We start from the raw sequence: 23,724 nt of genomic DNA, 5'->3' as shown, positions 1-23,724 counted from the left end.
CCCCCGGCGATGATCCGATGCGCGGACGTGGCCGCGCGATGTCCCCCGGCGCCTGCGGCGGCGCCCTTCCCCCGTGCGGTGGCCACCGTACAGCACCGCGCCCGGTGGCCGAATGCGTCGGTGGGCTCGCATACGATGCCTTCGATCGCCGGGGAGGGCGGTCACGGACCCGGTCAGGGGCGCTGCACACCCGCGCGGCGAGGGCCGGCCGAGCCGAGGGGGGATCCCATGACGACGCGCGACTTCATCCGGCGTCCGCGCCTGCCCGCGCCGCAGGTGCCCGGCGGTGAGATCGAGCTGCAACCGCCGCCGTCGGTGCCGCGGCCTGTTCCCGGGGGTCTGCTGCAGCGCCTCATGCCCGTCGTCATGGTGGTGGCGATGCTCGGCATGGTGGCGCTCATGGTGGCGTCCGGCGGCATGAACAACCCGATGACGTTGCTGTTCCCGCTGATGATGATCTTCTCCATGGTCGGGATGCTCGGCGGCGCCGGGGGCTCCCGGTCCAAGCGGCCGGCGGAGCTCGACGAGGAGCGCAAGGACTACTTCCGCTACCTGGCGGGCGTGCGCGACGAGGTGACCGAGACGGTGCGCGCGCAGCGCGCGGGGCTGCAGTGGCACCATCCGGCGCCGGGGGCGCTGCGCGGGCTCGTCGGCGGGCGCCGCATGTGGGAACGGCTGCCGGAGCAACCGGACTTCTGCCACCTGCGCATCGGCCTGGGAGATCAGCGTCTGGCCACCACGCTCGCGGTCCCCGCGCTGGGCCCGCTGGAGGACCTCGAGCCCATCGCGGCGGTGGCGATGCGGCGGTTCGTCCACACGCATTCGGTGGTGTCGCGGCTGCCCACCGCGGTGTCGCTGCGCGGGTTCGCGGCGATCGTGCTCGGCGGCGACCGGCGGCAGGCGCGCTCGGTCGTGCGCGCGATGCTGCTGCAGCTGTGCGTGTTCCACGGCCCGGATCACGTGCGGGTGTGCCTGGTCTCCCCCGAGCCCGACGGCCGCGACTGGGGCTGGCTCAAATGGTTGCCGCACGGGCGCCCGCCGGGGGAGGCGGCGCCGGGGCGCGGGGCGCTGGTGTTCCGTTCGCTGCATGACCTGGAGGACACGCTCGACACCGAACTGGCGGGCCGGGGCCGCTTTTCCCGACTGTCCGAACCCGTTCCCGGGCAGGGGCACATCGTCGTCGTGCTCGACGGCGGCCACGTTCTGGGCGACGAGCGGCTGTGCACCGCCGGCGTGGACGGGGTGACCGTGCTCGACCTGACGGGGGCGCTCGAGCAGCTCGCGGTGCGCCGCGGCCTGCGCTGCGAGGTATCCGGTGGGCGCATCGCCGGGCACAGCGCGGCCGGCGTGGAGGACTTCGGCGAGGTGGATTCGGCCGGTGCACACGAGGCCGCCGCGACGGCGCGTGCGCTCGCCGGCTACCGCGTGGCGCACGGCGGGCCGGAAGCAGGCGCGGCCGCCGGGGCGGCCGGCCGTGGATTGCTGTCGTTGCTGGGGGTCGCCGACCCGTTCGCGCTGAGCCCCGGGCACGCCCGGGCGCGGCGTACGGGCCGCGAACGTCTGCGAGTGCCGATCGGCGTCGATCCCACGGGCATGCCGGTGGAGATCGACCTCAAGGAGGCCGCGGAGGGCGGCATGGGGCCGCACGGCCTGTGCATCGGCGCAACGGGCTCGGGCAAATCCGAACTGCTGCGCACACTGGTGGTCTCCTTGCTCGTCACGCACGGCCCGGAGCAGCTCAACCTGGTTCTGGTGGATTTCAAGGGCGGCGCGACGTTTCTGGGGCTCGAGGAGGCGCCGCACGTGTCGGCCGTCATCACCAATCTCGAGGACGAGCTGTCGATGGTCGACCGCATGCGCGACGCGCTCGCCGGTGAGATGCACCGCCGGCAGGAGCTGCTGCGCGCGGCCGGCAACTTCGCGAACGTCGGTGACTACGAGGCCGCGCGCGCCGACGGCGCCGACCTCGCACCGCTGCCCGCGCTGTTCATCGTCGTCGACGAGTTCTCAGAGCTGCTCAGCCAGAAGCCGGAGTTCGCCGAGCTGTTCGTGGCCATCGGCCGGCTCGGCCGCTCGCTGCACATGCACCTGCTGCTGGCCAGCCAGCGGCTGGACGAGGGCAGGCTCCGTGGGCTCGACAGTCACTTATCCTATCGGATCGGCCTGAAGACATTCTCCGGCAACGAGTCCCGGAGCGTTCTCGGGGTACCGGACGCCTACCACCTGCCGCCCGTTCCGGGGTCCGGGTACCTCAAGTGCGATTCCGGTGACCTCATCCGGTTCACCGCGTCCTACGTGTCCGGGCCGGTGCGCCGGGGCGGGGGCGCGGCCGCATCAGGGGAGCGGGTGCAGCGTGCATGGGCGATGGAGTTCACCGCGCAACCGCGGACGCCGCCGCACGCGGCGATGCTCGTGCCCGCCGCCCCGCCCACCGAGCCGGAGCAGTCGGCCGCGGTGCTGCTGGACGTGGTCGTCGGCCGTCTGCGCTCCGACGCCTACCGCGCGCACGAGGTGTGGTTGCCGCCGCTCGGTGCGCCGCCCGCGCTCGCCGCGCTGCTCGAGGCGGCGGACCCGCGGCGCGGTCACGGCGATCTCACGGTTCCGGTGGCGCTGGTGGACCGTCCGTTCGACCAGCGGCGCGACGTCCTCACGGTGCGCCTGGCGGGTGCCGGTGGCAATGCCGCGATCGTCGGCGGTCCGCAGTCGGGCAAGTCGACCGCGGCGCGCACGCTGGTGCTGGCGCTGGCGGCGCGGTGCTCGCCGGACGAGGTGCAGGTCTACTGCCTCGACTTCGGCGGCGGGTCTTTCGCGGGCCTGTCCGGCCTGCCGCATGTGGGTTCGGTGGCCGGACGGCGCGACACCGACCGGGTGCGCCGCACGGTCGCGGAGCTCACCGCGATCGTCGACGCACGGGAGGAGCAATTCGCGCGGCTCGGCGTCGAGTCGATGGACGGCTTCCGTGCCCTGCGCGCCGGGCCGGACCGGCCGACGGGGGACCGTCTCGACCGGTTCGGCGACGTGTTCCTGGTCGTGGACGGTTTCGCCGTCGTCCGTCAGGAGTTCGAGCAGCTGGAGCCGCAGATCCAGGCACTCGCCGTGCGGGGGTTGTCCTACGGGATCCATGTGGTCGTCACGGCGAACAGGTGGGCGGAGATCCGGCCGGCGCTCAAGGACATGATCGGCACCCGCATCGAACTGCGTCTGGGCGATCCCGCGGATTCGGAGATGCACCGCAAGCGTGCTGCGCAGGTTCCGGCGGGCCGCCCCGGTCGCGGCCTCACGCGGGAGGGCCTGCACCTGCTCATCGCGGAGCCGCGGCTGACGCCGCCCGGCAGAGGAGGGCGGCCGGCCGGCGACGCCGTGGAAGACGCCGCGGAGCTGCTGCGCGGACGGTGGCCGGACTGCGCGGCGCCCGAGGTGCGCATGCTTCCGCGGGTCCTGCCTCGGAAGGCGCTCGTGGAACAGTGCGCACCGGGCGGCGCCGGACTCTCCGTGCCATTGGGCCTGGACGAGGCCGCGCTGGCACCGGTGTTCGCACGGTTGGGCGACCAGCCGCACTTCATGGTGTTCGCCGACCCGGAATCCGGTAAGACCAGCGCGTTGCGCACGCTCTGCCGGGGCCTGGTGGAGGGGTCCACGCCCGAGCAGGTGAAGTTGATAGTGGTCGACTACCGCCGCACGATGCTCGGCGAGGTCGTCGGCCCCCACCTGGCCGGGTATGCCACCACCGGGGACGTCCTCGGCCGGATGGTGGCGCACCTGCAGTCGGTCCTCGCCGGCCGGCTGCCCGGCGCTGACGTCACCCAGGAGCAGCTGCGTGCCCGTTCCTGGTGGGAGGGCCCGGAGATCGTGCTCGTCGTCGACGACTACGACCTGGTGGCCACCGCCTCCGGCAACCCGTTGCATCCGCTGGTGGAGTACCTGTCGCAGGGGAAGGACATAGGTTTCCACCTCGTCGTCGCCCGGCGCACCGGCGGCGCCGCGCGTGCGCTGTTCGATCCGGTGCTCGGCCGTCTCAAGGATCTGTCCACGGACGGGATAGTCATGAACGGCAGCCGCGACGAGGGGCCGCTGATCGGCGGCACCCGGCCGGATCAGTTGCCGCCCGGCCGGGGCGTGCTGGTGAGCAGGTCCGGTGGGCACAGGCTGGTGCAGCTCGCGTTCTCCGACGCTGCAGGGTGACGCGTCGCGGGGTGGCCGGCTCGGAGCACGAACCTGTGGATAACTCTCCTTGCGCGGCACCGCGGCCGGCCGTTCCGTGTAGTGTCGGAATCGTTCGGCCGCGGGGGCGGCGCGGGCGCAGGCCGCACCAGGGGAGCGGCCGGGTCGTGTGGGGGAGTTGCCGGGGCGTCGCGGGCGGAACGGCACGAGTGTCTTGGGGGGATCGCAAGGTGGATTTGATCGCATCCGTCGAGCACATCCGATGGTGTGCAGACGAATTCGCGACGGCCGGCGACGGCGTCGGTACGGCTTCGGGAGCCGGCACCGCGGGGGCGGCCGCGGCGCTCGGCCCCGTGTTCGGGGTCCTCGGCGGCGGTTTCGTCGAGTCCTTCGCCGCGGCACACGCCGCACACGCCGCCGGCGCGGCAGGGCTGGCCGCGGTCCTCGGCGGAGCCGGGGCGACGGCGACGGCCATCGCGGACGCCTACGAGCGGCATGAGTCCGCGCAGGCGTCCGCGCTCTCGGCGGAGGGCGCGCTGTGATCGCGGAGGTGCTGGCCCGGCCGATCACCGACCTGATCGCGCAGTCCGGCACCGGTAACCTGGGCCCCTGCGGCGAGGATGCGCGCGTACGCGATGCGTCCGCGGGGATCGCGGCGGCGATGCGCACCGGGGTCACCTCGGCCGGCGCGGTGGGCGCGGGCTGGGAGGGGGCGGACGCGGAGGCGTGCGCACGGCTGGCGGCGCAAGCGGGCCGTGCCGGGGCGGCGTTGGTGGAACAGGGTGACGGCATCGCCGCGGTGCTCGGCGACGCCGCAGCGGGGGTGCGCCGCGGCGTGGGGGAGCTCGGCGGGATTCTCGATTCGTTCCTCGCCGTCGTCGCTTGTCAAGGACCGGCGCTGCTCACACCGGCGGGACAGGTCGCAGTGGTGGCCGCGGCCGCCGACCACATCGAGCGGGCACTGGCCGTGGTGGCCCGCATGCGCGGTGAGCTGGACGCGCACGCAGCGGAGATGGCGCAGTTCATCCCGCAGGTGCCGCTGCCGCCGACGCCCGACGCCGCCGGGCTGGTGCGCTTCGCCGAGGGGCTGTCGCAGGCGGGGACGGACCTGGCCGGGCAGGTGCGCACGGCGGCCGCCGGCGCTTGGGGCGACGTGAAGAACCAGGTGGACGCGTTCTTCGAGGCCGGAGCGGGAAGTGAGGGGGCATCATCCGACGCGGCAACCGGTGGCGAGGCGGGGCGTGAAGGCTCCTGCCCGCCCGGCTGCACCTGTCCGGCGTGTGCGGGTACGGCGGACGGCGCGCAGGCGGCGACGGCCGCCGCCGGGGCCGATACCGGAGCAGGGGCGGGTTTCGTGGGCGGCGGGGCGGACGTGAGGTTGCCGAACGGGGACGTGGTCACCGCACCGAACTCCGAGGCCGCCGACGCGGTCCGGGCTGCGCTGACGCAGCGCGGCGTGCCGTACAGCTGGGGCGGCACCGTTCCGGGGGAGGGGCTCGACTGCAGCGGGCTCACCCAGTGGGCCTACGAGCAGGCCGGGGTGGACCTGCCGCGGCTCGCGCAGAACCAGTCGGTGGGCATGCCGGTGTCGGCCGATGCGGTGGCGCCCGGTGACCTGGCGGTGTGGGACGGCCACGTCGCAATGGTCCTCGGGGACGGCCGGATGATCGAAGCGGGCGATCCCGTCCAGGTCTCCGCGCTACGGACAACCAACGGGGACATGCAGTTCCAGGGGTTCTACCGGCCGACCGCCGGTTGAACACCGTGATTCTCAGAAGGCTGACGGACGGGATCCGGTCGTTAGGGAAATGGGGGAGCAATGGTGATCGGTGAAACCGTGCGCACCGGGGAGCCCCGTGTGGAGCACGACGAGGCCAGCGAGCCGGCGGCGGCCGCGGAGCGTTCGGGTGCGGTGCGCGTGCGCGTCGCACCGTCGGGCCTGCCGGTGCACGTGCACGTCGACGCGCAGTTGCCGGCGCGCTGCGAGCGGGATCGGCTCGCAGGGCGGATCCTGCGGGTCTGCACCGCGGCTGCGGCCGCCGCGCAGGCACGGCAGCGCGCCGAACTCGCCGCAGGAGGGATCGACGACGGCCTCCTGGGCCGCATCGGATTGCCCGACGCGGCCGGGGCGGCCGCGATCGGGCGTCGGACGTGCGGGGAGGGGGAACCGGAATCATGGCTGAGCAGGGCATGACCATGGAGAACGGCGACGACCTGGCTGCGGCGGTGGACAACGCCTGGACTCAGGTGGAACGTCTGCGCCGCTGCGCCGAGCAGATGCGGGCCGCGGTCGGGACGGGGAGCAGCGCGGACGGCAGCGTCGAGGCCGACGTCGACGGGCTGGGCATGCCCGCCGGGCTGCGGCTGCACGGCGACGTGCGCCCGGTGAGGGGGCCGGAACTGGGTGCACGCGTGGTTGAGGCGTTCGCCGCGGCGTCGCACGACCTGGCGCGGCGGCATCGCGCGGTGCAGGTCGAGCTCGGCCTGGCAGACGCGCGGTGACCGCCGGCCCGTGAGTGCCGGCAAGGGATTTCGGCGGGGCCGCATCGGCGCCCGTATCGATGAATAGGGGAGGAGAACAGCAATGGCATTGACCACCGACATCGAGGTGATGCGCGCATCGGCGCAGGGGGCGATGGACGCCTCGGAGCAGATGAAGGCGACGCTCGGACGGCTCAACGCGACCGTCGAGGGTGCGGCCGCATCGTGGCAGGGCGACGCGCACACCGCCTTCGCGGGCGTCATGCAGCGGTACCACGCGAGCATGAACAAGATGCAGCTGTCGCTGGTCGAGATCAGCGAGAACATCAAGGGCAACAGCGTCGGCTACGAGGGGGCCAGCCAGGAGAGCGCGCAGTCGCTGAGCCAGGTCGGCGGCGCGCTCGACCTCTGACATTGCTTCACGCGCCGGGCCGAAGACACTCGCCCGGACGAACACCACTCGGGAAGGAACATTCATGACGGGACGTATCCACTACGACTTCGGCGGCATCGAGCAGTCGGCTTCGGAGATCGACGGCCATATCGCCGCCTTCAACGGGCACAAGGCCGACCTCGACACCAACGTCCGCACGCTCCTGGGCTCCTGGGAGGGCGAGGCGCAGGCGAGTTACCACGCGGCGCAGTCGAAGTTCGATCAGGCGTACGTGGAGCTCACCCAGGTGCTGCAGGTGATCAGCCGCAAGGTCAAGGAGGGCAACGACCTCATGCACGAGACCAACGCGCGGGCGGCTGCGAGCTGGGCGTAGCCGAGCTGCGCCGGAGGCGGTGTTCGCCGGGCGGGCGTGCGGTGCGCGCCTGCCCGGCGGTCTCGCCGGATCATTCCGGCCCACGCCGTCGTCGGTTAACATGGAATTGGATACGAAAGAAGACGTAAGTAGATGATCGGTGTGGCTGCCATGTCGGACTCGGCACGTGAGGCATACCTGCGTGGGGATATCGGATTCGATGCGGCGGTCCGCAAGGTGGTCGGCATCGATGACGAGCGTGTCCGCCCGCTGCTGGCGGGGGTGCTCAGCGACCTGGCCGACGCGTTGGGGCCGCTGAATCCGCCGCTGTCGTCGCAGGAACGCCAGGCCCTCGACGATGCCGGGCTGCCGGAAGGCCCCGGATCTGCTGCGGCGGCGATGGTGCGGAGCCGCACGCTTGCGCAGGAGGTGACGGATACTGCGCTATCGGTTGCGGCGGCCGCCGAACGAATCGGAGTCACCGATGCGCGGGTGCGTCAACTGATCAGGGAGCGCAAGCTGTGGGCGTTCGATCCGGGGGTGCGTGGCGGGCGACGCCTGCCGGTCGCGCAGTTCACCGGGGACGGCATGGTGCCCTACCTCGACCGGATCATGCCGCACGTCCCCACCGGACTGCACCCGCTGGCTCTGCACCGTCTGCTCACTCTGCCGCGCGCGGATCTCGCACAGGATGGGCACCCGATGTCGCTCATCGACTGGGCGGCGGCCAGCGGGGGCGACCCTGAACGACTCGGGCGTGCGGTGGAGATCGCACAGGCCGTTGGGTGGGAAGCGGCGTAGATGGCGGTGATGCTGCCGCCGCCACCGTCGATCGCCCGCCTGCGTGAGGTCGGGATCCGCGACGACGAGTACGTTCCCGCAGCAGGGGGCGCCCTCGTATGGCGAGTGCACCGCACCAGCGGTGTGCACGTCGTCCCCTGGAACGACTACCGGATCCATGGACCGCTGTTGCGGTTCGACCAGCAGCCGCTTCCGCGCGGCGAGCACCCCGGACGCGGGGTCTGGTACGGCGCGATCGACGTGGACACTGCGCTGGCGGAGGCGTTTCAGGACACGCGCGTGATCGACCGGCAGGCGGGCACGCCACGACTGACCGCCATGCGGATCTCGGCGACGCTGCTGGACGTGTCCGGAGACCACGGCGCGTGGCCGACTCGGGCCGGCGGGAACTTTGCGCTGACCAGCGCATCGCGCACGCGCACCCAGCGCTGGGCCCGCACCATCGACCGCGCTTTTCCCCACGTCGACGGACTGCGGTACCGGGCGAGGTGGAGCGGGCGACCCGCGATCGTCCTGTGGCAGCGTGACCGGCGGGATCCGTTTCCTGGCGAGGCGGAACACAGCTGGCTGCTGTCGGACCAGCGGCTGGCGGGCAGGATCGCCGCGGCGGCCGACAGGCTCGGGTACGACGTCGTGTGACGAGTGTTCCCGGCAGTCGCGTGCACCCGCCACCGTGCAGAGGTTGGTGAGCGTCGCCGTGCCGCAAGGGTTCCCCTCCCAGTTGTCAGATCGCCGGCCGGGCGTCAGCAGTGCTCCGCCGGCAACCATCACTGCGGCCGGCAGGCTGGCGCGCGATGGGTCGTTCCGAGTCTGGACGCCGATCGCCTGGGGGCGGCCTCGTCCTGACTCCATTGCCCGCCGTATGGTCCGATAGGGGATGGACAATCCGTTTCGGGGGCGATCCGCGCGGTGGTGGGCCGGCGCCGTCGCGGTGGTGATGGTGATGGCGGCGCTGGGCCTCTGGTTCGGCGCCCCACCGCTGTATCAATGGATGAGCGCTCGGCAGGCACGGAAAAGCGCGATCTCCGTCGCGACGAATCTGGGCCTGCACTTGGCCGAGTCCGATGCAGTCGTATATTACGAGTACTATCCTTCATTTCGGGATTCCAGCGCGTATCTCGTCGTGGACTCGGCATCCGGTGCGGGCGCGCGCGAGCTGCGCAGAGCTTCGGGCCTCGCATCGTGTCATCCGGCGGATTCCGCGGACTTCGCCAACGCACCGCCGGAGTACCGGCCCGCACCATCGCCGACGTTGATGTCGTGCAAGTCGGTGATGACCTCTCACGGCTTCCTCGGCGCGGAATGGGATCCGGCCGCGGACGGCGGCGCGCGGACCTATCTCTGGGCGATCGAGGTATGACACACCATGTACGCAATGCGTTTGATGAGAGACGTAAACGTTGCCTCCCGCACGGAAGCCGATTCTTCCCGCGCTAGCTGTTGCTGGCCAAGAGGTTGTTGACGCGGTGGCGCCGGTCAAACCTCGCCGAGGACCCCTGCGATGAGGATGATCAGGACCGCGTCTGGATCGATGGGCTGGGACGCGATCGCCTCAGCGCTCCGCCGGCCGAGCATGATCCCAAGCCCCTGGACACCAGCCCAGAGGGCGAGTCCGTGGCGGTGGTCCGTATCTGGTCGTGCGGACTGGATCCTCGCGGTCAGCAAGACCAGCCACTGACCCGTGATGGAGCGCAGTCGGCCGCCCGCACCGTCAAGGAGGTCGTGGCGGGCGATGAGCTCGAACATCGCCGGGCGGGCGATCGCGAACGCGATCACTTCGCGGCATGTATCCATCAGGGCTTGTCGCGGATCCGGATCAGTCAGGGCCCCGGCGATGAGGGCATCCAGGTCCGTGACCCCTTCGCGGGCGATCGCGGCGAGCAAGTTGGAATAGGTCTGGAAGTGATGCCTGGGCGCACCGTGCGAGACGCCCGCTCGATCGGCGATCTGGCGCTGGGACATGGCGGCCAGCCCGTCGCGTTCCAGTAGTTCGACGCCTGCTTGCACCAGCTGCTCTCGCACACCCACGTAGACAGTGTCTAAAAAAATGGCCAAGATGTCTCCTAGACACTGTCTAGGAGGTTGCGTGTGTATTGGGTACTGAAGTGGGTGCTGGTGGGCCCGGTGATCCGTTGGTTCGCACGGACGAGGGTCATCGGCGAGTTGCCGGAGGGGCCGATCGTGGTGGCGCCCAATCACCTCACCGAGATCGACTCGCTGGTTCTGTGCGCTTCCCTGCCGCGGCGGCTGACGTTCGTTGCGAAGAACGAGTACTTTGCGCGCGGCGGGGCCGGGGCCTGGCTCTACGGCAATCTCTGTCGGCTCACCGGACAGATCCCGATCAGCCGGGACGGAGCCGAAAGCGCGGAAGCTGCCCTGAACGCGGCCGCCGGGATCCTCCGCAGCGGCGGAGTGTGGGCGATCTACCCGGAGGGGACTCGTTCCCCAGACGGCCGGCTGTTTCGAGGGCGAACCGGCGCGATGCGGGTGGCCCTCGGCAAGCCCTGCTCGGTGGTTCCGGTCGGGATCGTCGGCACCCGATCAGTCAACCGGCCGGGAAGACGCGGGTGGCGGCGCGGCGTCGTGGAGATCCGGATCGGCAGCCCCATCGACCTCACTGAGTGGACGGCTCGGACACCAGATCCGCAGGCGTGGCGCGCGGCGACCGACCAGCTGATGTCGGCGATTCAAAGGCTGACCGGCCAGGAGTACGTCGACCGCTACCCGACGGCAGCGGAGCGTGTCATCCGTGACGCCGCATAAGGGCCCGAGCGAGGTCGGCCGATGAGTCATCGAAACGCGCCCCTCTCGGTCGAGGGCAGACAGCGGCTCGTGGCCCGTTGCCGCACTTGGCCGATTGCCCACGTTGCCGCAGAGATGGGGATCTCACGCGCCTGCGCCTCGAAATGGGTGAACCGCTATCGCCTCTACGGAGAGATTGGCCTGCTCGATCGGCCCTCAGCCCTGATCCACCGGTGGTGATGGTCGGCTCGGGCGTGTCATGAGGACGAGGTGCCCTTCTGTGCTGGGAAGATGTTGATTGCGACATCCACACCCACCAGCACGGAGAGGGCACCTCGTAGGTGAAAGCTTCTCACACGATCCACCCGGTTTTCGACGACTGCAATCTCGTGTCGGCCGCCGGGCTGGTCCCGGTCCTGCAGTTGGCCGAGTCGGCGGGCCTGTCCGAGCTGCTCGGCCGGCTGACCGTTGAGAGCCCGAACGCGGCGGCCAAGACCACGAGCCTGCTGTCGGGGATGCTCGCCGGCGCCGACAGCATCGACGACATGGACCTGCTGCGGCACGGCGGCATGCCCGCCCTGTTCACCGGTGTCCGCGCCCCGTCGACCCTGGGCACGTTCCTGCGCTTATTCACCCATGGGCATGTCCGCCAACTCGACGCCGCCGGCACGCGCCTGCTCGCCCAGCTCGCCGACCGGGTGCCGGGCCTGATCGGCGGGCATGACGATCCCGAGGCGCTCGCGTTCCTCGACGTCGACGATTCCGTGCACCAGGTCCACGGCTACGCCAAGCAGGCCGCCGGATTCGGCTACACCGGGGTACGCGGATTGAACATGCAGATCGCGGTCACCTCGACGCCGGTGTCCGCGCCCGTGATCACCGGCGCCCGGCTACGCAAAGGCAACACCGCCTCGGCGTCCGGGTCGGCCGGGATGCTCGCCGACGCGATCAGCGCGTCGAGGCGGGCCGGGGCCGCCGGGCAGATCCTGGTGCGCGCCGACTCGGCCTACTACCGCCACGACTTCACCGCGACCGCCGCGCGCCGCGGCGGGTGGTTCTCGATCACCACCCCTATGAATCCGGCGGTCACCAGCGCGATCGCCAGTATCGACGAGCAGGCGTGGACACCGATCGCCTACCCGCACGCCGTCTGGGACGATGACGAGCACCGCTGGATCTCCGATGCCGAGGTCGCCGAAGTCGACTTCACCGCGTTCACCTCACGCCGTAAGGCCGACCACGTCGACTGCCGGCTGGTGGTGCGCCGCGTCAAACGCCTCCAGCCACGGGCCGCGGACCACGCCGGGCAGGGCGAGTTGTTCGCCGCCTACCGGCACCACGCGTTCATCACCAACAGCACGCTGTCCGCGGTCGAGGCCGACCAGCGTCACCGCGGCCACGCGGTCATCGAGCAGGTGCACGCCGAGTTGAAGAACGGTCCCCTCGCGCACTTGCCCTCCGGGATCTATACGGCCAATGCGGCGTGGGTGGCGATCGCGGTGATCGGGTTCAACCTGGCCCGGGCCGCGTCCGTCGCCGCTGGCATGGCCACCGCCCGGTGGGCGACGCTCCAGGCCCGCATCATCGGTGTCCCCGCCCGCATCGCCCGCACCGGGCGCCGGTTGATGCTGCATCTGCCGACGTATTGGCCGTGGATGGCGGGGTGGAACCTGTTGTGGCACAGCACTACCGGACCACCGGGGCCCCACACAGTCTGACCACCTGCCGCGCCAGCGGACCGATACGAGGAACCACAGTGGACATTCCGGCACCGGCCGCCAGCCCACGCATGCCCACACCCGAAACGCCACACAGAAACCACGAAATCAATACACCGTCAATCACGCCGGAGGATCAGGGCTCAGTACCGACACATCAGCCGACGGCGACTGCCGCTGATGTCGTCAGCCGGATCGAGCGCATGCGACGCACCCACAAGTGGCCAGCGTCCCGGATCACTTTCGAGCTGAACAACGACGGCATCGAGATCGCGCGACGAACCGTCACCAGACTTCTCGCCGATCTTGGCCTCAACCACCGCCGATTCATCGACCCCAACGGCGACACGAACCGGGAACCGCAGAAGATCATCGCCCGTCGACCCGGGCACGTGGTCCACATCGATGTGAAGAAGGTCGGCCGCATCCCTGCCGGAGGTGGCTGGCGGCTGCATGGGAGGAACAGCGACCACGCTTGCCGAGTCGCGCGCAACAAGGGCAAGACCGAACGGGGCGGTTACGTTTGCCTGCACTCCGCGATCGACGGCTACTCCCGACTCGCCTACACCGAGGCGCTCCCGGGCGAGAAGGCCGTCACCGCGATCGGGTTCATGCACCGAGCACGCGCCTGGTTCGCTGCCAACGGCGTCACTCGCATCGAGCGGATCGTCACAGACAACGGGGCTTGCTATCGCGCCGCCGCGTTCGCCCGCGCGCTGCTCGGATCACGCCATCAGCGGATCACGCCGTACACGCCTCGCCACAACGGGAAAGTGGAGCGCTACAACCGGATCCTCTCCGAGGAGTTCCTCTACGCCCGCGAGTGGACCTCCGAAGACGAACGGGCGAGAGCCCTGGAGGTCTGGAACATCCACTACAACTTCCATCGACCACACAGCGCCGCCGATGGTCAGCCGCCGGCATCACGGGTTCCAGCCGGCGTCACCAACGTCCTGGCCTCCTACAGCTAGCGCACGCTTTCGGCGCCCACACCGGGAATGGCGGTCAGTGCATCGATCAGAGAAATAGGTCCGGCGATGTCGAGAACATTGTCGTAGTTCTCGTATTCGGCGCACCAGGCCCTGTCGTCCGGCCAGATGAGGTCGGGCCACTGACGGTGGAACGAGGTCGGGGTGGGGCTCCAACCCATGTTCGGCGCCGCGTCGGCCGGTCCGCTGAAAAGGACGTACCGGCAGCGGCCTGCCCCGATCGTCGCGCGGGGCCCGTCGAGGAACATCGTTGGCAGTCCGGCCGGTGGCGTCTGCGGTGCAGGAGCGTCCGCCGGGACGTAGACCGCGAACGCGCCAGCGTGGCTGCTCCGTGTGACCGGCGTCCCCTCCTCCACGGCGTACCAGCATGTGGAGGGCGTGGTGGTGGCGCGCGACATGGCGGCGGTGACTGCGGCGAGCACGGCGTCGGGCAGACCGGCGACACCGTCGAAGTCGTCGGGATCATTCGGGTTGGACAGGCGCACCCTTGCGGGGTAGCCGGTGGCGCGACCGGCTGCGAAGGCGCCGCGGGTGAGCCACTCCGCCGGCGCCGTATCGGTCACCGGGGTCAGTCCGCGGGCATGCCATTGCGACCATGCCTGTGCGTCGTCGGCGGTGAGGGCCCCGAACCCCGCAGTGTCGTCCGGGTCCGCCACCGGCGCGTTCCGGTCGTGCGGGTACCCGTCGCCCCACCAGAGGACCCCGCCATCGCGGATCGGCCGCGCCGACCGCCCGTTCCCGGGCGGTGTCACGCCGACGGCGGTGGCAATGCCGTCCGCGACCGCATCGGCCGCAGGGACATGGCGGTTCTCCGGTTGGCGGTGCACGCCGAGGGTGTCGGCGCGGAACCCGTACAGCCGCGTGTCGTCGGTGTGCAGGTAGACGATCCGCAAGAAGCCCGGTTGATCATCCGGGCGGGCCGAGACGACGGTGACGCGTGGGTCGGCGTCGATCTTGGCGACGGCGCGGTCGAGCACTTCGTGCGCCCATGATTGCGCACGTCGGCGCTGTGCGCGCCATCGCCGCCGCCGCGCCGCTTCGACGCCGGGCCACTGCGAGCTCTTGCCGTCCGGACTGCTGTACGGCCCTGGCGCAGGGGAGGGAGGCATGCGGAAGTTGCGCGCCACTGCGTACCCTCCTATCCCGAATCCGCCCTGCTTGATCGCGTTCTGCCCGGCCGGTACCTACTGCCTGCGCCGCCCCGCCACGCGCACGCGCCGCATCCTCCGCCCCGGCCGCAGTCGGCGGCTGGACGTGCCTTGCGAGGCGGCGGGGCGGTCGAATGCGGCGGGCGTGGGCGCTACGGACGATGCCGCGCTCCGTGCGGGCCCGGGTGCCCTCTCGGCTGCGTGCGCGTGGCCGGACGCATCGACCGAAGATCGAGGTGTGGTCGGGCCGGAGTCTGTAAGGCTTGTATCCGCATCGCTCGTGTCCGCGTCGGAGCGGCCGCGCCGGATCGCGCGCCGTTCGGCCGGCTTGCAGTCCCACGCGTCGGGGTGCGCCGCCACCCACCGTTGGCTGTGCACCGCGAACGGGATGTGCACGAGGTACGCGGCCACGAGCACCAACAGCACCACGTACGGGTAGGTGACCAGCCCGGCGACGGTCACGGCCACGCCGCCGAGCAGCAGCACCGCGGCACGTCGGGGCACGGACGCCGCCTTCATGGCGAGGGTGGGTATGCGCGAGACGATGAGCACCGCGGTGAACAGGAGCCACACCATCACCAGCACCTGGTTGGTCCACCATCCGTCGCCCCACTGTTCCTCCGCGGCGATCGGCGCCATCGCCACCAGCGCACCGGCCGGCGAGGGCACTCCGACGAAGAACTCCTTGGTGTAGGAGGGGGCGGTGTCGTCGTCGACGAGGGTGTTGAACCGGGCCAGGCGCAGCACGATCGCGACGACGAACAACAGCGTCGCAATCCACCCCAGCCGGTGCCCCTCGAGTAGCGACACGTAAATGACCAGGGCGGGCGCCACGCCGAAGGAGATCGCGTCGGACAGCGAGTCCAGCTCGGCCCCGATCTTGGTCGTGGCGTCGAGCATGCGGGCCACGCGCCCATCGAGCGAATCGAGGATCGCGGCCAGCGCGATGAGGGCCAGCGCCACCCCCGGTTTTCCGAGCAGCGCGAAGTGGAGGGCGGACAGCCCCGAACACAGTGCGGCGATGGTGATGGTGCTCGGCAGCAGCCGGATGGTGCTTACGCGCATGCCCTGGCGGTCGTCGGCGTCCTCTGCAGGCACCCCGCCCGGCGTGCCGACGGGGCCGCTCACCGGTCGGCCCGCCCGGCGTCGCCCGCGTCCGGCAGCTCGGCCAGGACGGTTTCTCCGCCGACGGTGCGCTGCCCGCGCTCGACGAGGATCCGCGACCCGGCGGGCAGGTACGTGTCCACGCGCGAACCGAAGCGGATCAGCCCGTAGGTCTCGCCGATGCCCAGCGTGGAGCCCTCACCGGTGCGGCACACGATACGCCGCGCCAGCAGCCCCGCGATCTGCACCGCGATCACACGGTGGCCGTCGGGCGTGCGCAGGGCCATGGCGTTGCGTTCGTTCACCTCGGCCGCATCGGGCAGGTCGGCCGAGAGGAACCGGCCCTTGCGGTACTCGATGCGCTCGACCACGCCGGTGACGGGGGAGCGTTGGGTGTGCACGTCCAGGACGGACAGGAAGACGCTGACGCGCGGCAGCGGGGCATCGCCCAGGCCGAGCTCGGCGGGCGGCGGGGCGTGGTCGACGAGCACGGCCTCGCCGTCCGCGGGCGCCACGACGACGCCGGGACGCGTGGGCGGGACGCGGGGAGGATTGCGGAAGAACGCCCCCGTCACCGCGGCCGCCGCGAGGGCAGGCCCGCGCACGTACCGCCGCCGTCGGCCCGCCAGCGCCACTGCCAGGGGCGCCGTCACGAACGGCACCCCCGCGCGGTCCATGGGCGGCACGGTGGAGCGGATCACGCGCACCGCGTGGGACGGGGAGAAGGCGGGCTGCCCGGGCGCGTGCGATCCGGGGGCGCCGGGGCTGCCCGGGCCTTCTGCGTCGGTGGACTTCGGTCGGCGCGCCACTGTGTTCAGTCGTCTCCTCGGTCGCGGCCCCCGCCCGCTGCGGCGTGGCGGGGCATCGGACCATTGTGCCAAGCGGCGGGCGTCCGGTCGCACCCGCGCAGGCCAGGGCGTCGCCGGGGCGAGAAGTCGGTCGGATCAGACGGCGAGATCCCAGACGGTCACCTCGGCGCCCGCGTCGAGCGCGGTGGTGTCCGCGGCGATCTCGAGCAGGCAGTTCGACGCGGCCATCCACCGCAAATGGTGCGACCCGGGAGGGCCGACGGTGGTGACTGTGCCGGCGTCGCGGTCGAACACGCCGCGCCGGAACTGCGTCTTGCCGGCGGGGGCGGTCAGGGGCTCCGACAATATGGCGCGTCGGCGGGGCCGTTCGGTGTCCCGGAACCCCATCGCGGCGCGCAGGGCGGGGCGCACGAACACCTCGAACGAGACGAGCGAGCTGACGGGATTGCCCGGCAACGTGATGACGGGTGTGCCGTCGACGATTCCCGCGCCCTGCGGCTTGCCCGGCTGCATCGCCACGCGCACGAACTCGACGCCCCTGCCGGCAAGAGCGTCCTTGACCACCTCGTAGGCGCCCATGCTCACCCCGCCCGAGGTGAGGACCAGGTCCGCGTCGGCGGACCGCAGCACGGACAGGAACGCGTCGGCGTCGTCGGCGACGAAGTGCGCCTGCTCGGCCACGGCCCCGGCCTCGCGCGCCGCGGCCGCCAGCATGATGCCGTTGGACTCGTGGATCTGCCCGGGCAGCAGGTCGCGCCCCGGTTCCACCAGCTCGCTGCCGGTGGACAGCACCAGCACCTTGAGCGGGGGCACGACGGTCGCCTTCGGCGCGCCGAGAGCGGAAAGCAGGCCCAACTGCGCGGCGCCCAGGGCGGTGCCCGCCTCCAGGACGACGGCGCCGGGGGTGACGTCGCTGCCGGCGCGCCGGATGTGGCGCCCGGCGGTGGGCGCGCGGCGGATGGCGACGCGGCCGGGAGCCACGTGGGCGCGCGGACTGCGCGAAGGGGGTCCGTCGAGGGGTTCCGTGTCCTCCACCGGCACTATCGCGTCGGCTCCCGCCGGGACGGGCGAGCCCGTCATGATGCGGTGCGCAGTGCCCGGCGCGAGCGGCGGGGTGTCGGTGCGGCCGGCGGGGATGTCGGCGGCCACGGGCAGGGCGACGGGTGCGTCCTCGGCGGCCGTGGCCACATCCTGGGCGCGGACCGCGTATCCGTCCATCGCCGAGTTGTCGAAGGCGGGGAGCGCGCGCCCGGCGACCAGGTCCGCAGCCAGGGGGCGCCCGGCCGCCCGGGCCAGGGGCAGGCCGGCCGCGGCGGTGGAGCGGGTGAGGAGGGCCGCGACCACGGCGCGGTGCTCGGCAACGGTGCGCATGGGGCCATTGTGCAGCACGGTCTTGCCATCGCGGCACCACCGGCTGCTCTGCGAAAGCCAGGGGGCGTGCGGTGCGGGTGCGGGCGTCATCCTGGTCGACGACCACGATCCGACGCCGCTGTGCCACCCGTTCGCGGCGGAGCGCGAAGGTGCGGCCTCACCGGGGGGACCGTCGAGGCGGGGCCGGAGACATCGGACGTCCATGAGTGGGGCGACCGCGGGTACGACGAGGCGTCACGTCGTTCGATCGGGTGACAGTCGCACGCGTGACAGGTGAACGCGGGATATTTTCAGTCCGCCTGGATTCGCCGGCCGTTGCGTGCATACCGTGAGTGCGCGCCCCGGCTCCGGCGGTGGTCTGCGGCAGTCATCGTCCATGCCTCGGCCCGTCGTCGCACTGCACAGCATCCCGGAGCGTGTGCCCGCGGTGAGCCTGCAGGACTGCGACCGCGAACCACGGATTCGGTGCACTCCGCACCATGAGACAAGGAGCCGTCAGAATGAGGATTCGATCAGCAGCAGCCCTGGCCTCGGCCGGGATCATCGCCCTCGCGGTGCCGGCCGTCGCGGCCGCCGCGCCGCTGACGGGCTCACTCGGCAGCGTCGGCTCGTCCGCCGCGCAGCCGACCTACGAGCTTCCCGCCAGCGGCAAACACAGCGGTGATGTGTCGAACGGTTGCACCGTCGACTGGCATGCGGCGACGAACTTCGCGCTCGACAGTTCCGCGACGGCGGACCTCGACGTGTTCGTGTCGCCGGAGTTCGACTCCGCGGGCTATCTGCGCACCGACAAGTGGCCGTCCTCGGACGGCATGTACTGGCGCACCGTCGCTGCCACCGACCGGGCGATCAACGACTTCTCGCTCACGGTCACGCTGCCCGCCGGCTACGCCTACGCCCAGTCCGATGTGTCGATCAAGCCCGCCGACGACACGTGGTTCGCCACCTCGATGCATACGACCGACAGGTGGGTGACCGGCGTCGGGCCCGACGACCTCAACGTCGCCGGACCTGTCGAGAACGAGGACGGCACCTTCACGTTCACGATCACCGCAGTGGACGGCTCGCTGCCCGCCGACAGTCACTTCGTCATCGAGTACCACGGAGTCGGCACTTCGTCGGCCGACCTGATCCAGGGCAGCCAGCACCTCACCGGTACCGCAGTGCCGGCCGAGGGCGAGGGGCCGTTCTGCGGTGAAGGGATCTTCTCCGGCTCGCTGGGCTCGCTGTTCGGCGGCGGTTCGCTCGGTTCGCTGTTCGCCAGCTGATCGGGCGGCTGGCAGTCCGCCGCTGCGCCCCGCACTCTGCACGAGTGCGGGGCGCAGCGGCGTCACGCGCTACGTGGTGTCAGGCGGCCTCGGCCTCGCGCTTGATGCGGGCGAGCGTCGCGTCCATGCCCTTGGTGAGGTTCTGCTCGAACGGTTCGGTGCCGCCCATGAGGTACTGGACCAGGAACTGCGAGACCTTCGACGTGCCCTCGGGCGCCTCGCGGCGCTCGGTGACGGTGGTGGTGTGGCCGTCGCTGTTCAGCTCGTAAGACCAGATCGTGCGGTTCTCGTTGACGCGGAACGCGATCTGCTTGTTCGGCTCGTAGCGCACCACCTTGGAGGTCGTCGGCCACACGCGCCAGCCCGACTTGTTGAGGTTGAACGTCTTGGCGCCCACGCCCACGGGGCCGGTCACGCGCATCTTGCGCGTCATCGGGCTCCACTCGCCCATGCGCTTGAGGTCGGAGACGATCGTCCACACCTTCTCCAGGGGCGCGTCGATCTCGATGGTGGCCTTCAGCTCGTCGGTCACGGGGTGCTCCATTCTGTCCAGGATCGGCGGGGCGGGGCGGCCGTCCCGCTGCGGGCCCGATATCTGCAACCCGCGTTTACAGCCACATGGAGCGTAGTGGGCGAGGGCGCTCCCGGCCAGTGGCACCCCTCACAACGGCGGCGCGGACCCGACGGTAGACCATCAGGTACTGCCCCGGCGGAAGGTGGGCGGGGTGCGACGGAGGGCGGCGGACGGGAGAAGCCGATGGAAAAGGTGATCTACGCGTTGTGGCGCGCCGACGAGGCGGGCGCGGGGGATGTACCCGACCGCGACGCATTCTCGGCCGGGCTGCGCGGCCCGGTGGCCGGGAGAATCGCCGCGGCCGGGGCGCGCGGCGTGCAGGTGTGCGCCGATGACGGGGCAGTTGCCGACGCGCCACTGCGGCTGACCACGTTCGAGCGCCCCGTCGCCGCGTTCGTCGCCGTCTGGCTGGACCGGTGCCAGGGACCCGAGCGCCGGCGGATCGAGGAGATCCTGCAATCGCACGCGGGCCGGATCGAGGGGTGGCTCGTCACCGAGTCGGTGCCGGTGGCGATGCCGACGCCGGAAGGTACCGGCCCCGACGCGCGGGTCCGCGGGTTCACCGGCGTCGCCCTGCTGCGGCGGCCCGACGGCATGGACCCTGAGTACTGGCGTTCGCGCTGGCAGGACCACCACACGCAGGTGGCCATCGACGTGCAGGGCACCTTCGGGTACGTGCAGAACTTCGTGGTCCGCGCGGTGACGGACGGTGCGTCCGCGCTCACGGCAATCGTCGAGGAACAGTTCCCCGACGCCGCCAAAACCGACATCTACGCCTTCTACGGCGTCGACCGCGAGCGCGACGACGCCAAGGCGGAGCTCACGCGGCGGACCGAGGCGATGAGCGCGTCGACGGCCACATTCGGCGCGGCGGAGAAGATCGACGTGGTGCCCGCCAGCCGGTACGTGCCCGTGCCGCCGGCGTTCGGATCAGCCCTCGGCTAACTGGTGCACCCGCTGGTGCGACAGGCCGACCAGCGCGCCCACGTCCCGGAAGGTCGCCCCGCATTCGCGAAGCTCACGGATGCCATCACGGAGCGTCTGCGCCTCGGTCTCCTGCGCCCTCCGCCGGTGACGCCGCGCCTCGTCGATCCGGTGCAATGCGTCCATGATGGGCGCGGGCCAGGTGATGTCCAGTGCGATATCGGCCGCGCCGAGGCCCGTCGCGGCGCAGATGAGGTCGGTGGACTTTCCGTCGACGTCGCGGATGTTGCGCGCGAATGCGGCGCGGCCGAGTGCGGGAACCTCGAGGGTCCAGCCGTGCGCGTCGGAGTTCACCCGTACGGCGTAGGTCTTCATTTTTCCCGGCCTCTCCGCGATTTCTGCCCACTGTTTCGGCTGTCCCTTTTGTCTAGCAAGGGTGGACGACGCTAGGCAAGTCGAGTTGGACGGAATTCGTCGGGAAAACGATTCCACTCGACGGTCCTTCCGGTTCCGGCCCCGCTGCGCCGCGGCGCAGGCTCTCGTCTGCGAAGCGAGAGGGTGCGCGGGGAAAAGTCCAGGAAAACTCGGGTAAGTATCGTGACGTTCAGGGGGCGCCCGCGACCCGCCCGGTGGTGATCGACCGCCATCCGTCCCGGTCCGTCGGGCTGGAAATCTATCCGATCAGCCGCCCGTCCACAAGCGGCATAAGACGTTCGGATGACGCCGGATGTGCAGTTTTCGGGACAACTTCCTTGTTGTCGTACCCCGTGTGTATGGTCCCCATCATGACTCGGATTCCGGCGGATCTCGGCGCGAGGACCTGCTGTGGAACCGGGCGATTCAACTGTTTTGTCGAGATCGCGCAAAAGAGAAGGTTGTGAATTTCATGCGTACAGTACGGACTTCGATGCTCGCGGGTATCGGCGCGGTGGCCCTGGCCGGCGCGTTCGTCGCACCGGGGATCGCCGCGGCGGCGCCGAGCGGCTCGCTCGGAAGCTTGGGGGCATCCCCGGAGGCGACCGAGGCCGAGGCCACCGGGACCGTCACTTACTCCCCGGACGAGCGGGTCACCGTCACGGCCACCGGGTACGACAACTGCACGGTCGACTTCACTCTGGACGCGAAGAACAGCGACGCGATCAACTGGGTGGCGGATTTCCGCGTGGACGACGAGGACGCGAAGATCGACGGCGGGGAGGGCGAGTTCTTCGACGTGTACCGCCCGGTCGTCACCAACCAGGCTGATGCGGCGCAGGCCCTGAACGACAAGTACGGCGACAAGTACGGCTGGGACGTCGCGGTGGATGAGAACACCGTGAACCTCGACGATCTGGGAATCGCGCCGACCGAGGACGGCACGCACACGGTCACGTTCAAGATGTACCGGGGCAGCCCCGCGGGCGGATGGGCCGCGGCGGAGGAAAAGGGCTGGGCGGGACCGGTCACCGTCACCGGCTGCACGACGACGGGTGGCGACGACGCCGGCCTCGGCAGCCTGGGCCTGTTCGGCAGCCTGGGCAGCCTGTTCGGCACCGAGAAGTAGTTCCGCAAGTGGCAGCGCCGGTCCCGGGAGCATCCGCCCCGGGGCCGGCGCTGCCGTGCTCGGCGCGGTGAAAACCGGCGAGCTCGCTCAGGGGCGCAGCAGCACCTCGGCGAACCCGTCGCCGTCGAGCGCGAACCCGGCGTGCGAGGCGCGCAACGTCCGCACCGTGAACGGATTGTCCGGGAACCGCTCGTCGGCTTCGCGGATCATCCTGTCCTGCATGGTGATCGGTATCGAACGGTCCTCGGTCAATCGTACGAACATGCGGGGGATCGGTCCCCACGCGTCCGGGTCCACACGGCTGTCGCCCATCATGACGGCCACGGATTCGTCGGGCTGCATGATGGTGAGGAACGCGAGGAATCGGCTCTGCGTCACCTCGGCCATCGTCGCCGACTTCAACCCGGCGAGCAGGTCCGGGTCCGCGGTGCGGTAGTTCGCCCGCCCGACGCCGAGAGCCCCGGGGTCGCCGACGTTGAGTCCCGCCAGGCCGGGCAGCAGGCTGGAAGAGAATTCCGGCTCCGTCATGTACTCGTACGGCCCCGACCGCTCCACGCACGCCCAGGCGGAGACGTAGACCAGCCCGTCGACGAGTTCCGGTGCCACACTGGCGGCCCGGCCGATGGTGATGCCGCCCAGGCTTGCGCCCACCAGGACGACGGGCCCGTGCTCGCGCAGCCGCCGGGCGGCATCGGCCACCGCCTCGACGTTGTCCTCCAGCGTGATCGTCGCGAGCGGAGAGGGTTCAGCCGCCCACGCGTCCAGGTCCTGGGGTGCCTGATACGACCGCGAGTACGGGGCGTCGAGCCCGTGACCGGGCAGGTCGATGGCGTACGAGCGGACGCCGCGCAGTGCGAGCGCCCGCTGGATCGGGGCCCACATGAACGAGCTCGTACCGGATCCGTGCACGAGCAGATAGGTCGGTGCACCTGCATCGGAGTGGAAAAGAGACATGCGTGATTGCCTGTCGGTCGAAGGAGAATCGATCCATCGGCGACACGTCGGAGCCGGCAGGGTTCTGACCGCCGGGTCCGAGGCCCGCCAGTGGCGGCGGGCGGAGTGCGCCGGGTCAGCGGGCGCGCAGGCGCATGAACTCGATGAGCATGACGGTGAGGTTAGCAGGGTGTGCAGCGCGGCGTGCCCCCCCATTCGGTCCGGAGCACGCCGCGTCGTCGATCGGGCCGGCGACCCTACGGGGCGGGCAGGAAGCTGCTTCCGGTGTTGAGCAGGTTGAGCGAGCCGTTCACGATGCCGAACGAGGCGACGATGATGTTGAGGATGCCGACGGCGATTCCCATGAGTAGTACCCCTTGCGTCATTCATTCCATTGGACCGGACAGACGTT

General features: G+C 70.9%; 22 protein-coding genes and 3 pseudogenes. 17 read left to right on the top strand and 8 right to left on the bottom strand.

From position 1 onward, the window contains the following. Window positions 1-228: 228 nt before the first annotated feature. The 10 genes from eccCa to H4F70_RS16840 all read left to right on the top strand — a co-directional run bounded on the left by eccCa (window position 229) and on the right by H4F70_RS16840 (window position 9,549). Window positions 229-4,182: a type VII secretion protein EccCa gene (gene eccCa / locus H4F70_RS16885; protein ID WP_182358028.1), complete on the top strand. Its 3,954-nt coding sequence runs from the start codon at window positions 229-231 to the stop codon at window positions 4,180-4,182. A 209-nt stretch (window positions 4,183-4,391) separates the two neighbouring features. Then, window positions 4,392-4,703 carry a type VII secretion target gene (locus H4F70_RS16880; RefSeq protein WP_235681179.1) on the top strand — a complete coding sequence of 104 codons (312 nt, stop codon included), beginning with the start codon at window positions 4,392-4,394 and terminating at the stop codon, window positions 4,701-4,703. After that, window positions 4,700-5,920, top strand: a complete 1,221-nt coding sequence (locus H4F70_RS16875) for a C40 family peptidase (protein WP_235681178.1) — start codon at window positions 4,700-4,702, stop codon at window positions 5,918-5,920. Before H4F70_RS16880 ends, H4F70_RS16875 begins: the two co-directional genes overlap by 4 nt. 60 nt (window positions 5,921-5,980) lie before the next feature. Continuing rightward, entirely contained in the window at window positions 5,981-6,355 is a 375-nt protein-coding gene (locus tag H4F70_RS16870) for a hypothetical protein (RefSeq protein WP_182358027.1), read from the top strand. Further along, window positions 6,337-6,663, top strand: coding sequence for a hypothetical protein (locus tag H4F70_RS16865; RefSeq protein ID WP_182358026.1), 327 nt, complete (start codon window positions 6,337-6,339; stop codon window positions 6,661-6,663). Before H4F70_RS16870 ends, H4F70_RS16865 begins: the two co-directional genes overlap by 19 nt. 82 nt (window positions 6,664-6,745) lie before the next feature. Next, a complete protein-coding gene (locus tag H4F70_RS16860) occupies window positions 6,746-7,054 on the top strand; it encodes a WXG100 family type VII secretion target (RefSeq protein ID WP_182358025.1) in 309 nt (102 codons plus the stop codon). Between the two features lie 64 nt (window positions 7,055-7,118). Next, window positions 7,119-7,409, top strand: a complete 291-nt coding sequence (locus H4F70_RS16855) for a WXG100 family type VII secretion target (protein ID WP_143909748.1) — start codon at window positions 7,119-7,121, stop codon at window positions 7,407-7,409. A gap of 132 nt (window positions 7,410-7,541) precedes the next feature. Further along, on the top strand, window positions 7,542-8,189 hold the full coding sequence (locus tag H4F70_RS16850) for a hypothetical protein (RefSeq protein ID WP_182358024.1): 648 nt from the start codon (window positions 7,542-7,544) through the stop codon (window positions 8,187-8,189). After that, window positions 8,190-8,828, top strand: a complete 639-nt coding sequence (locus H4F70_RS16845; RefSeq protein ID WP_182358023.1) for an RES family NAD+ phosphorylase — start codon at window positions 8,190-8,192, stop codon at window positions 8,826-8,828. Between the two features lie 298 nt (window positions 8,829-9,126). Continuing rightward, window positions 9,127-9,549, top strand: coding sequence for a hypothetical protein (locus H4F70_RS16840; RefSeq protein ID WP_235681593.1), 423 nt, complete (start codon window positions 9,127-9,129; stop codon window positions 9,547-9,549). 116 nt (window positions 9,550-9,665) lie between these two features. Here H4F70_RS16840 and H4F70_RS16835 read toward each other — a convergent pair whose 3' ends face one another. Beyond that, window positions 9,666-10,217 carry a TetR/AcrR family transcriptional regulator gene (locus H4F70_RS16835; protein ID WP_182358021.1) on the bottom strand — a complete coding sequence of 184 codons (552 nt, stop codon included), beginning with the start codon at window positions 10,215-10,217 and terminating at the stop codon, window positions 9,666-9,668. Window positions 10,218-10,304: 87 nt separating this feature from the next. Here H4F70_RS16835 and H4F70_RS16830 point away from each other — a divergent pair, with 87 nt between their 5' ends. From H4F70_RS16830 to H4F70_RS16815, 4 genes and pseudogenes are all read left to right on the top strand, one after another. Further along, window positions 10,305-10,952, top strand: coding sequence for a lysophospholipid acyltransferase family protein (locus H4F70_RS16830; RefSeq protein WP_235681177.1), 648 nt, complete (start codon window positions 10,305-10,307; stop codon window positions 10,950-10,952). A gap of 21 nt (window positions 10,953-10,973) precedes the next feature. Then, window positions 10,974-11,165: pseudogene (locus H4F70_RS16825) on the top strand (helix-turn-helix domain-containing protein); the annotation flags it as partial. 107 nt (window positions 11,166-11,272) lie between these two features. Next, window positions 11,273-12,649, top strand: a complete 1,377-nt coding sequence (locus tag H4F70_RS16820) for an IS1380 family transposase (protein ID WP_182358019.1) — start codon at window positions 11,273-11,275, stop codon at window positions 12,647-12,649. Between the two features lie 134 nt (window positions 12,650-12,783). After that, window positions 12,784-13,620: pseudogene (locus tag H4F70_RS16815) on the top strand (IS481 family transposase); the annotation flags it as partial. Here H4F70_RS16815 and H4F70_RS16810 read toward each other — a convergent pair. The 4 genes and pseudogenes from H4F70_RS16810 to moeA all read right to left on the bottom strand — a co-directional run bounded on the left by H4F70_RS16810 (window position 13,617) and on the right by moeA (window position 18,070). Next, window positions 13,617-14,765 (bottom strand): hypothetical protein, encoded by a 1,149-nt coding sequence (locus tag H4F70_RS16810; RefSeq protein ID WP_182358018.1) that lies wholly within the window; start codon window positions 14,763-14,765, stop codon window positions 13,617-13,619. The pseudogene H4F70_RS16815 and the gene H4F70_RS16810 sit on opposite strands and share 4 nt — an antisense overlap. 321 nt (window positions 14,766-15,086) lie before the next feature. Then, window positions 15,087-15,851 (bottom strand): annotated as a pseudogene (locus H4F70_RS16805) (CDP-alcohol phosphatidyltransferase family protein); the annotation flags it as partial. Window positions 15,852-15,910: 59 nt separating this feature from the next. Next, entirely contained in the window at window positions 15,911-16,699 is a 789-nt protein-coding gene (locus tag H4F70_RS16800) for a phosphatidylserine decarboxylase (RefSeq protein WP_372497601.1), read from the bottom strand. Window positions 16,700-16,834: 135 nt separating this feature from the next. Beyond that, window positions 16,835-18,070 carry a molybdopterin molybdotransferase MoeA gene (moeA, locus tag H4F70_RS16795; RefSeq protein ID WP_182358017.1) on the bottom strand — a complete coding sequence of 412 codons (1,236 nt, stop codon included), beginning with the start codon at window positions 18,068-18,070 and terminating at the stop codon, window positions 16,835-16,837. A 500-nt stretch (window positions 18,071-18,570) separates the two neighbouring features. Between moeA and H4F70_RS16790 the strand changes: the two genes are divergently transcribed. Beyond that, on the top strand, window positions 18,571-19,338 hold the full coding sequence (locus H4F70_RS16790) for a hypothetical protein (protein ID WP_182358016.1): 768 nt from the start codon (window positions 18,571-18,573) through the stop codon (window positions 19,336-19,338). A 79-nt stretch (window positions 19,339-19,417) separates the two neighbouring features. On the opposite strand, the gene H4F70_RS16785 is transcribed toward H4F70_RS16790, so the two are convergent. After that, window positions 19,418-19,870 carry an SRPBCC family protein gene (locus H4F70_RS16785; protein ID WP_182349041.1) on the bottom strand — a complete coding sequence of 151 codons (453 nt, stop codon included), beginning with the start codon at window positions 19,868-19,870 and terminating at the stop codon, window positions 19,418-19,420. Window positions 19,871-20,095: 225 nt separating this feature from the next. On the opposite strand from H4F70_RS16785, the gene H4F70_RS16780 reads away from it, so the two are divergent. Beyond that, complete coding sequence (locus H4F70_RS16780) at window positions 20,096-20,857, top strand: EthD domain-containing protein (RefSeq protein WP_182358015.1); 762 nt, start codon at window positions 20,096-20,098, stop codon at window positions 20,855-20,857. On the opposite strand, the gene H4F70_RS16775 is transcribed toward H4F70_RS16780, so the two are convergent. Beyond that, entirely contained in the window at window positions 20,843-21,211 is a 369-nt protein-coding gene (locus H4F70_RS16775) for a hypothetical protein (RefSeq protein WP_182358014.1), read from the bottom strand. The genes H4F70_RS16780 and H4F70_RS16775 overlap by 15 nt on opposite strands. 511 nt (window positions 21,212-21,722) lie before the next feature. On the opposite strand from H4F70_RS16775, the gene H4F70_RS16770 reads away from it, so the two are divergent. Further along, a complete protein-coding gene (locus tag H4F70_RS16770; protein ID WP_182358013.1) occupies window positions 21,723-22,379 on the top strand; it encodes a hypothetical protein in 657 nt (218 codons plus the stop codon). 87 nt (window positions 22,380-22,466) lie between these two features. On the opposite strand, the gene H4F70_RS16765 is transcribed toward H4F70_RS16770, so the two are convergent. Continuing rightward, window positions 22,467-23,333, bottom strand: a complete 867-nt coding sequence (locus H4F70_RS16765; RefSeq protein ID WP_182358012.1) for an alpha/beta hydrolase — start codon at window positions 23,331-23,333, stop codon at window positions 22,467-22,469. Window positions 23,334-23,724 lie beyond the last annotated feature (391 nt).

Origin of the sequence: Tomitella gaofuii (assembly GCF_014126825.1) — a bacterium.
In the GTDB taxonomy this organism is placed as follows: domain Bacteria; phylum Actinomycetota; class Actinomycetes; order Mycobacteriales; family Mycobacteriaceae; genus Tomitella; species Tomitella gaofuii.
This window is presented reverse-complemented; position numbering and strand designations above follow the sequence as displayed.

Excerpts from the sequence above, each read along its gene's own strand:
- eccCa (WP_182358028.1), top strand. The coding sequence starts at position 229 with ATGACGACGCGCGACTTCATCCGGCGTCCGCGCCTGCCCGCGCCGCAG.
- H4F70_RS16870 (WP_182358027.1), top strand. The coding sequence starts at position 5,981 with ATGGTGATCGGTGAAACCGTGCGCACCGGGGAGCCCCGTGTGGAGCAC.
- H4F70_RS16865 (WP_182358026.1), top strand. The coding sequence starts at position 6,337 with ATGGCTGAGCAGGGCATGACCATGGAGAACGGCGACGACCTGGCTGCG.
- H4F70_RS16860 (WP_182358025.1), top strand. The coding sequence starts at position 6,746 with ATGGCATTGACCACCGACATCGAGGTGATGCGCGCATCGGCGCAGGGG.
- H4F70_RS16855 (WP_143909748.1), top strand. The coding sequence starts at position 7,119 with ATGACGGGACGTATCCACTACGACTTCGGCGGCATCGAGCAGTCGGCT.
- H4F70_RS16850 (WP_182358024.1), top strand. The coding sequence starts at position 7,542 with ATGATCGGTGTGGCTGCCATGTCGGACTCGGCACGTGAGGCATACCTG.
- H4F70_RS16845 (WP_182358023.1), top strand. The coding sequence starts at position 8,190 with ATGGCGGTGATGCTGCCGCCGCCACCGTCGATCGCCCGCCTGCGTGAG.
- H4F70_RS16840 (WP_235681593.1), top strand. The coding sequence starts at position 9,127 with ATGGTGATGGCGGCGCTGGGCCTCTGGTTCGGCGCCCCACCGCTGTAT.
- moeA (WP_182358017.1), bottom strand. The coding sequence starts at position 18,070 with ATGCGCACCGTTGCCGAGCACCGCGCCGTGGTCGCGGCCCTCCTCACC.
- H4F70_RS16790 (WP_182358016.1), top strand. The coding sequence starts at position 18,571 with ATGAGGATTCGATCAGCAGCAGCCCTGGCCTCGGCCGGGATCATCGCC.
- H4F70_RS16780 (WP_182358015.1), top strand. The coding sequence starts at position 20,096 with ATGGAAAAGGTGATCTACGCGTTGTGGCGCGCCGACGAGGCGGGCGCG.
- H4F70_RS16775 (WP_182358014.1), bottom strand. The coding sequence starts at position 21,211 with ATGAAGACCTACGCCGTACGGGTGAACTCCGACGCGCACGGCTGGACC.
- H4F70_RS16770 (WP_182358013.1), top strand. The coding sequence starts at position 21,723 with ATGCGTACAGTACGGACTTCGATGCTCGCGGGTATCGGCGCGGTGGCC.
- H4F70_RS16765 (WP_182358012.1), bottom strand. The coding sequence starts at position 23,333 with ATGTCTCTTTTCCACTCCGATGCAGGTGCACCGACCTATCTGCTCGTG.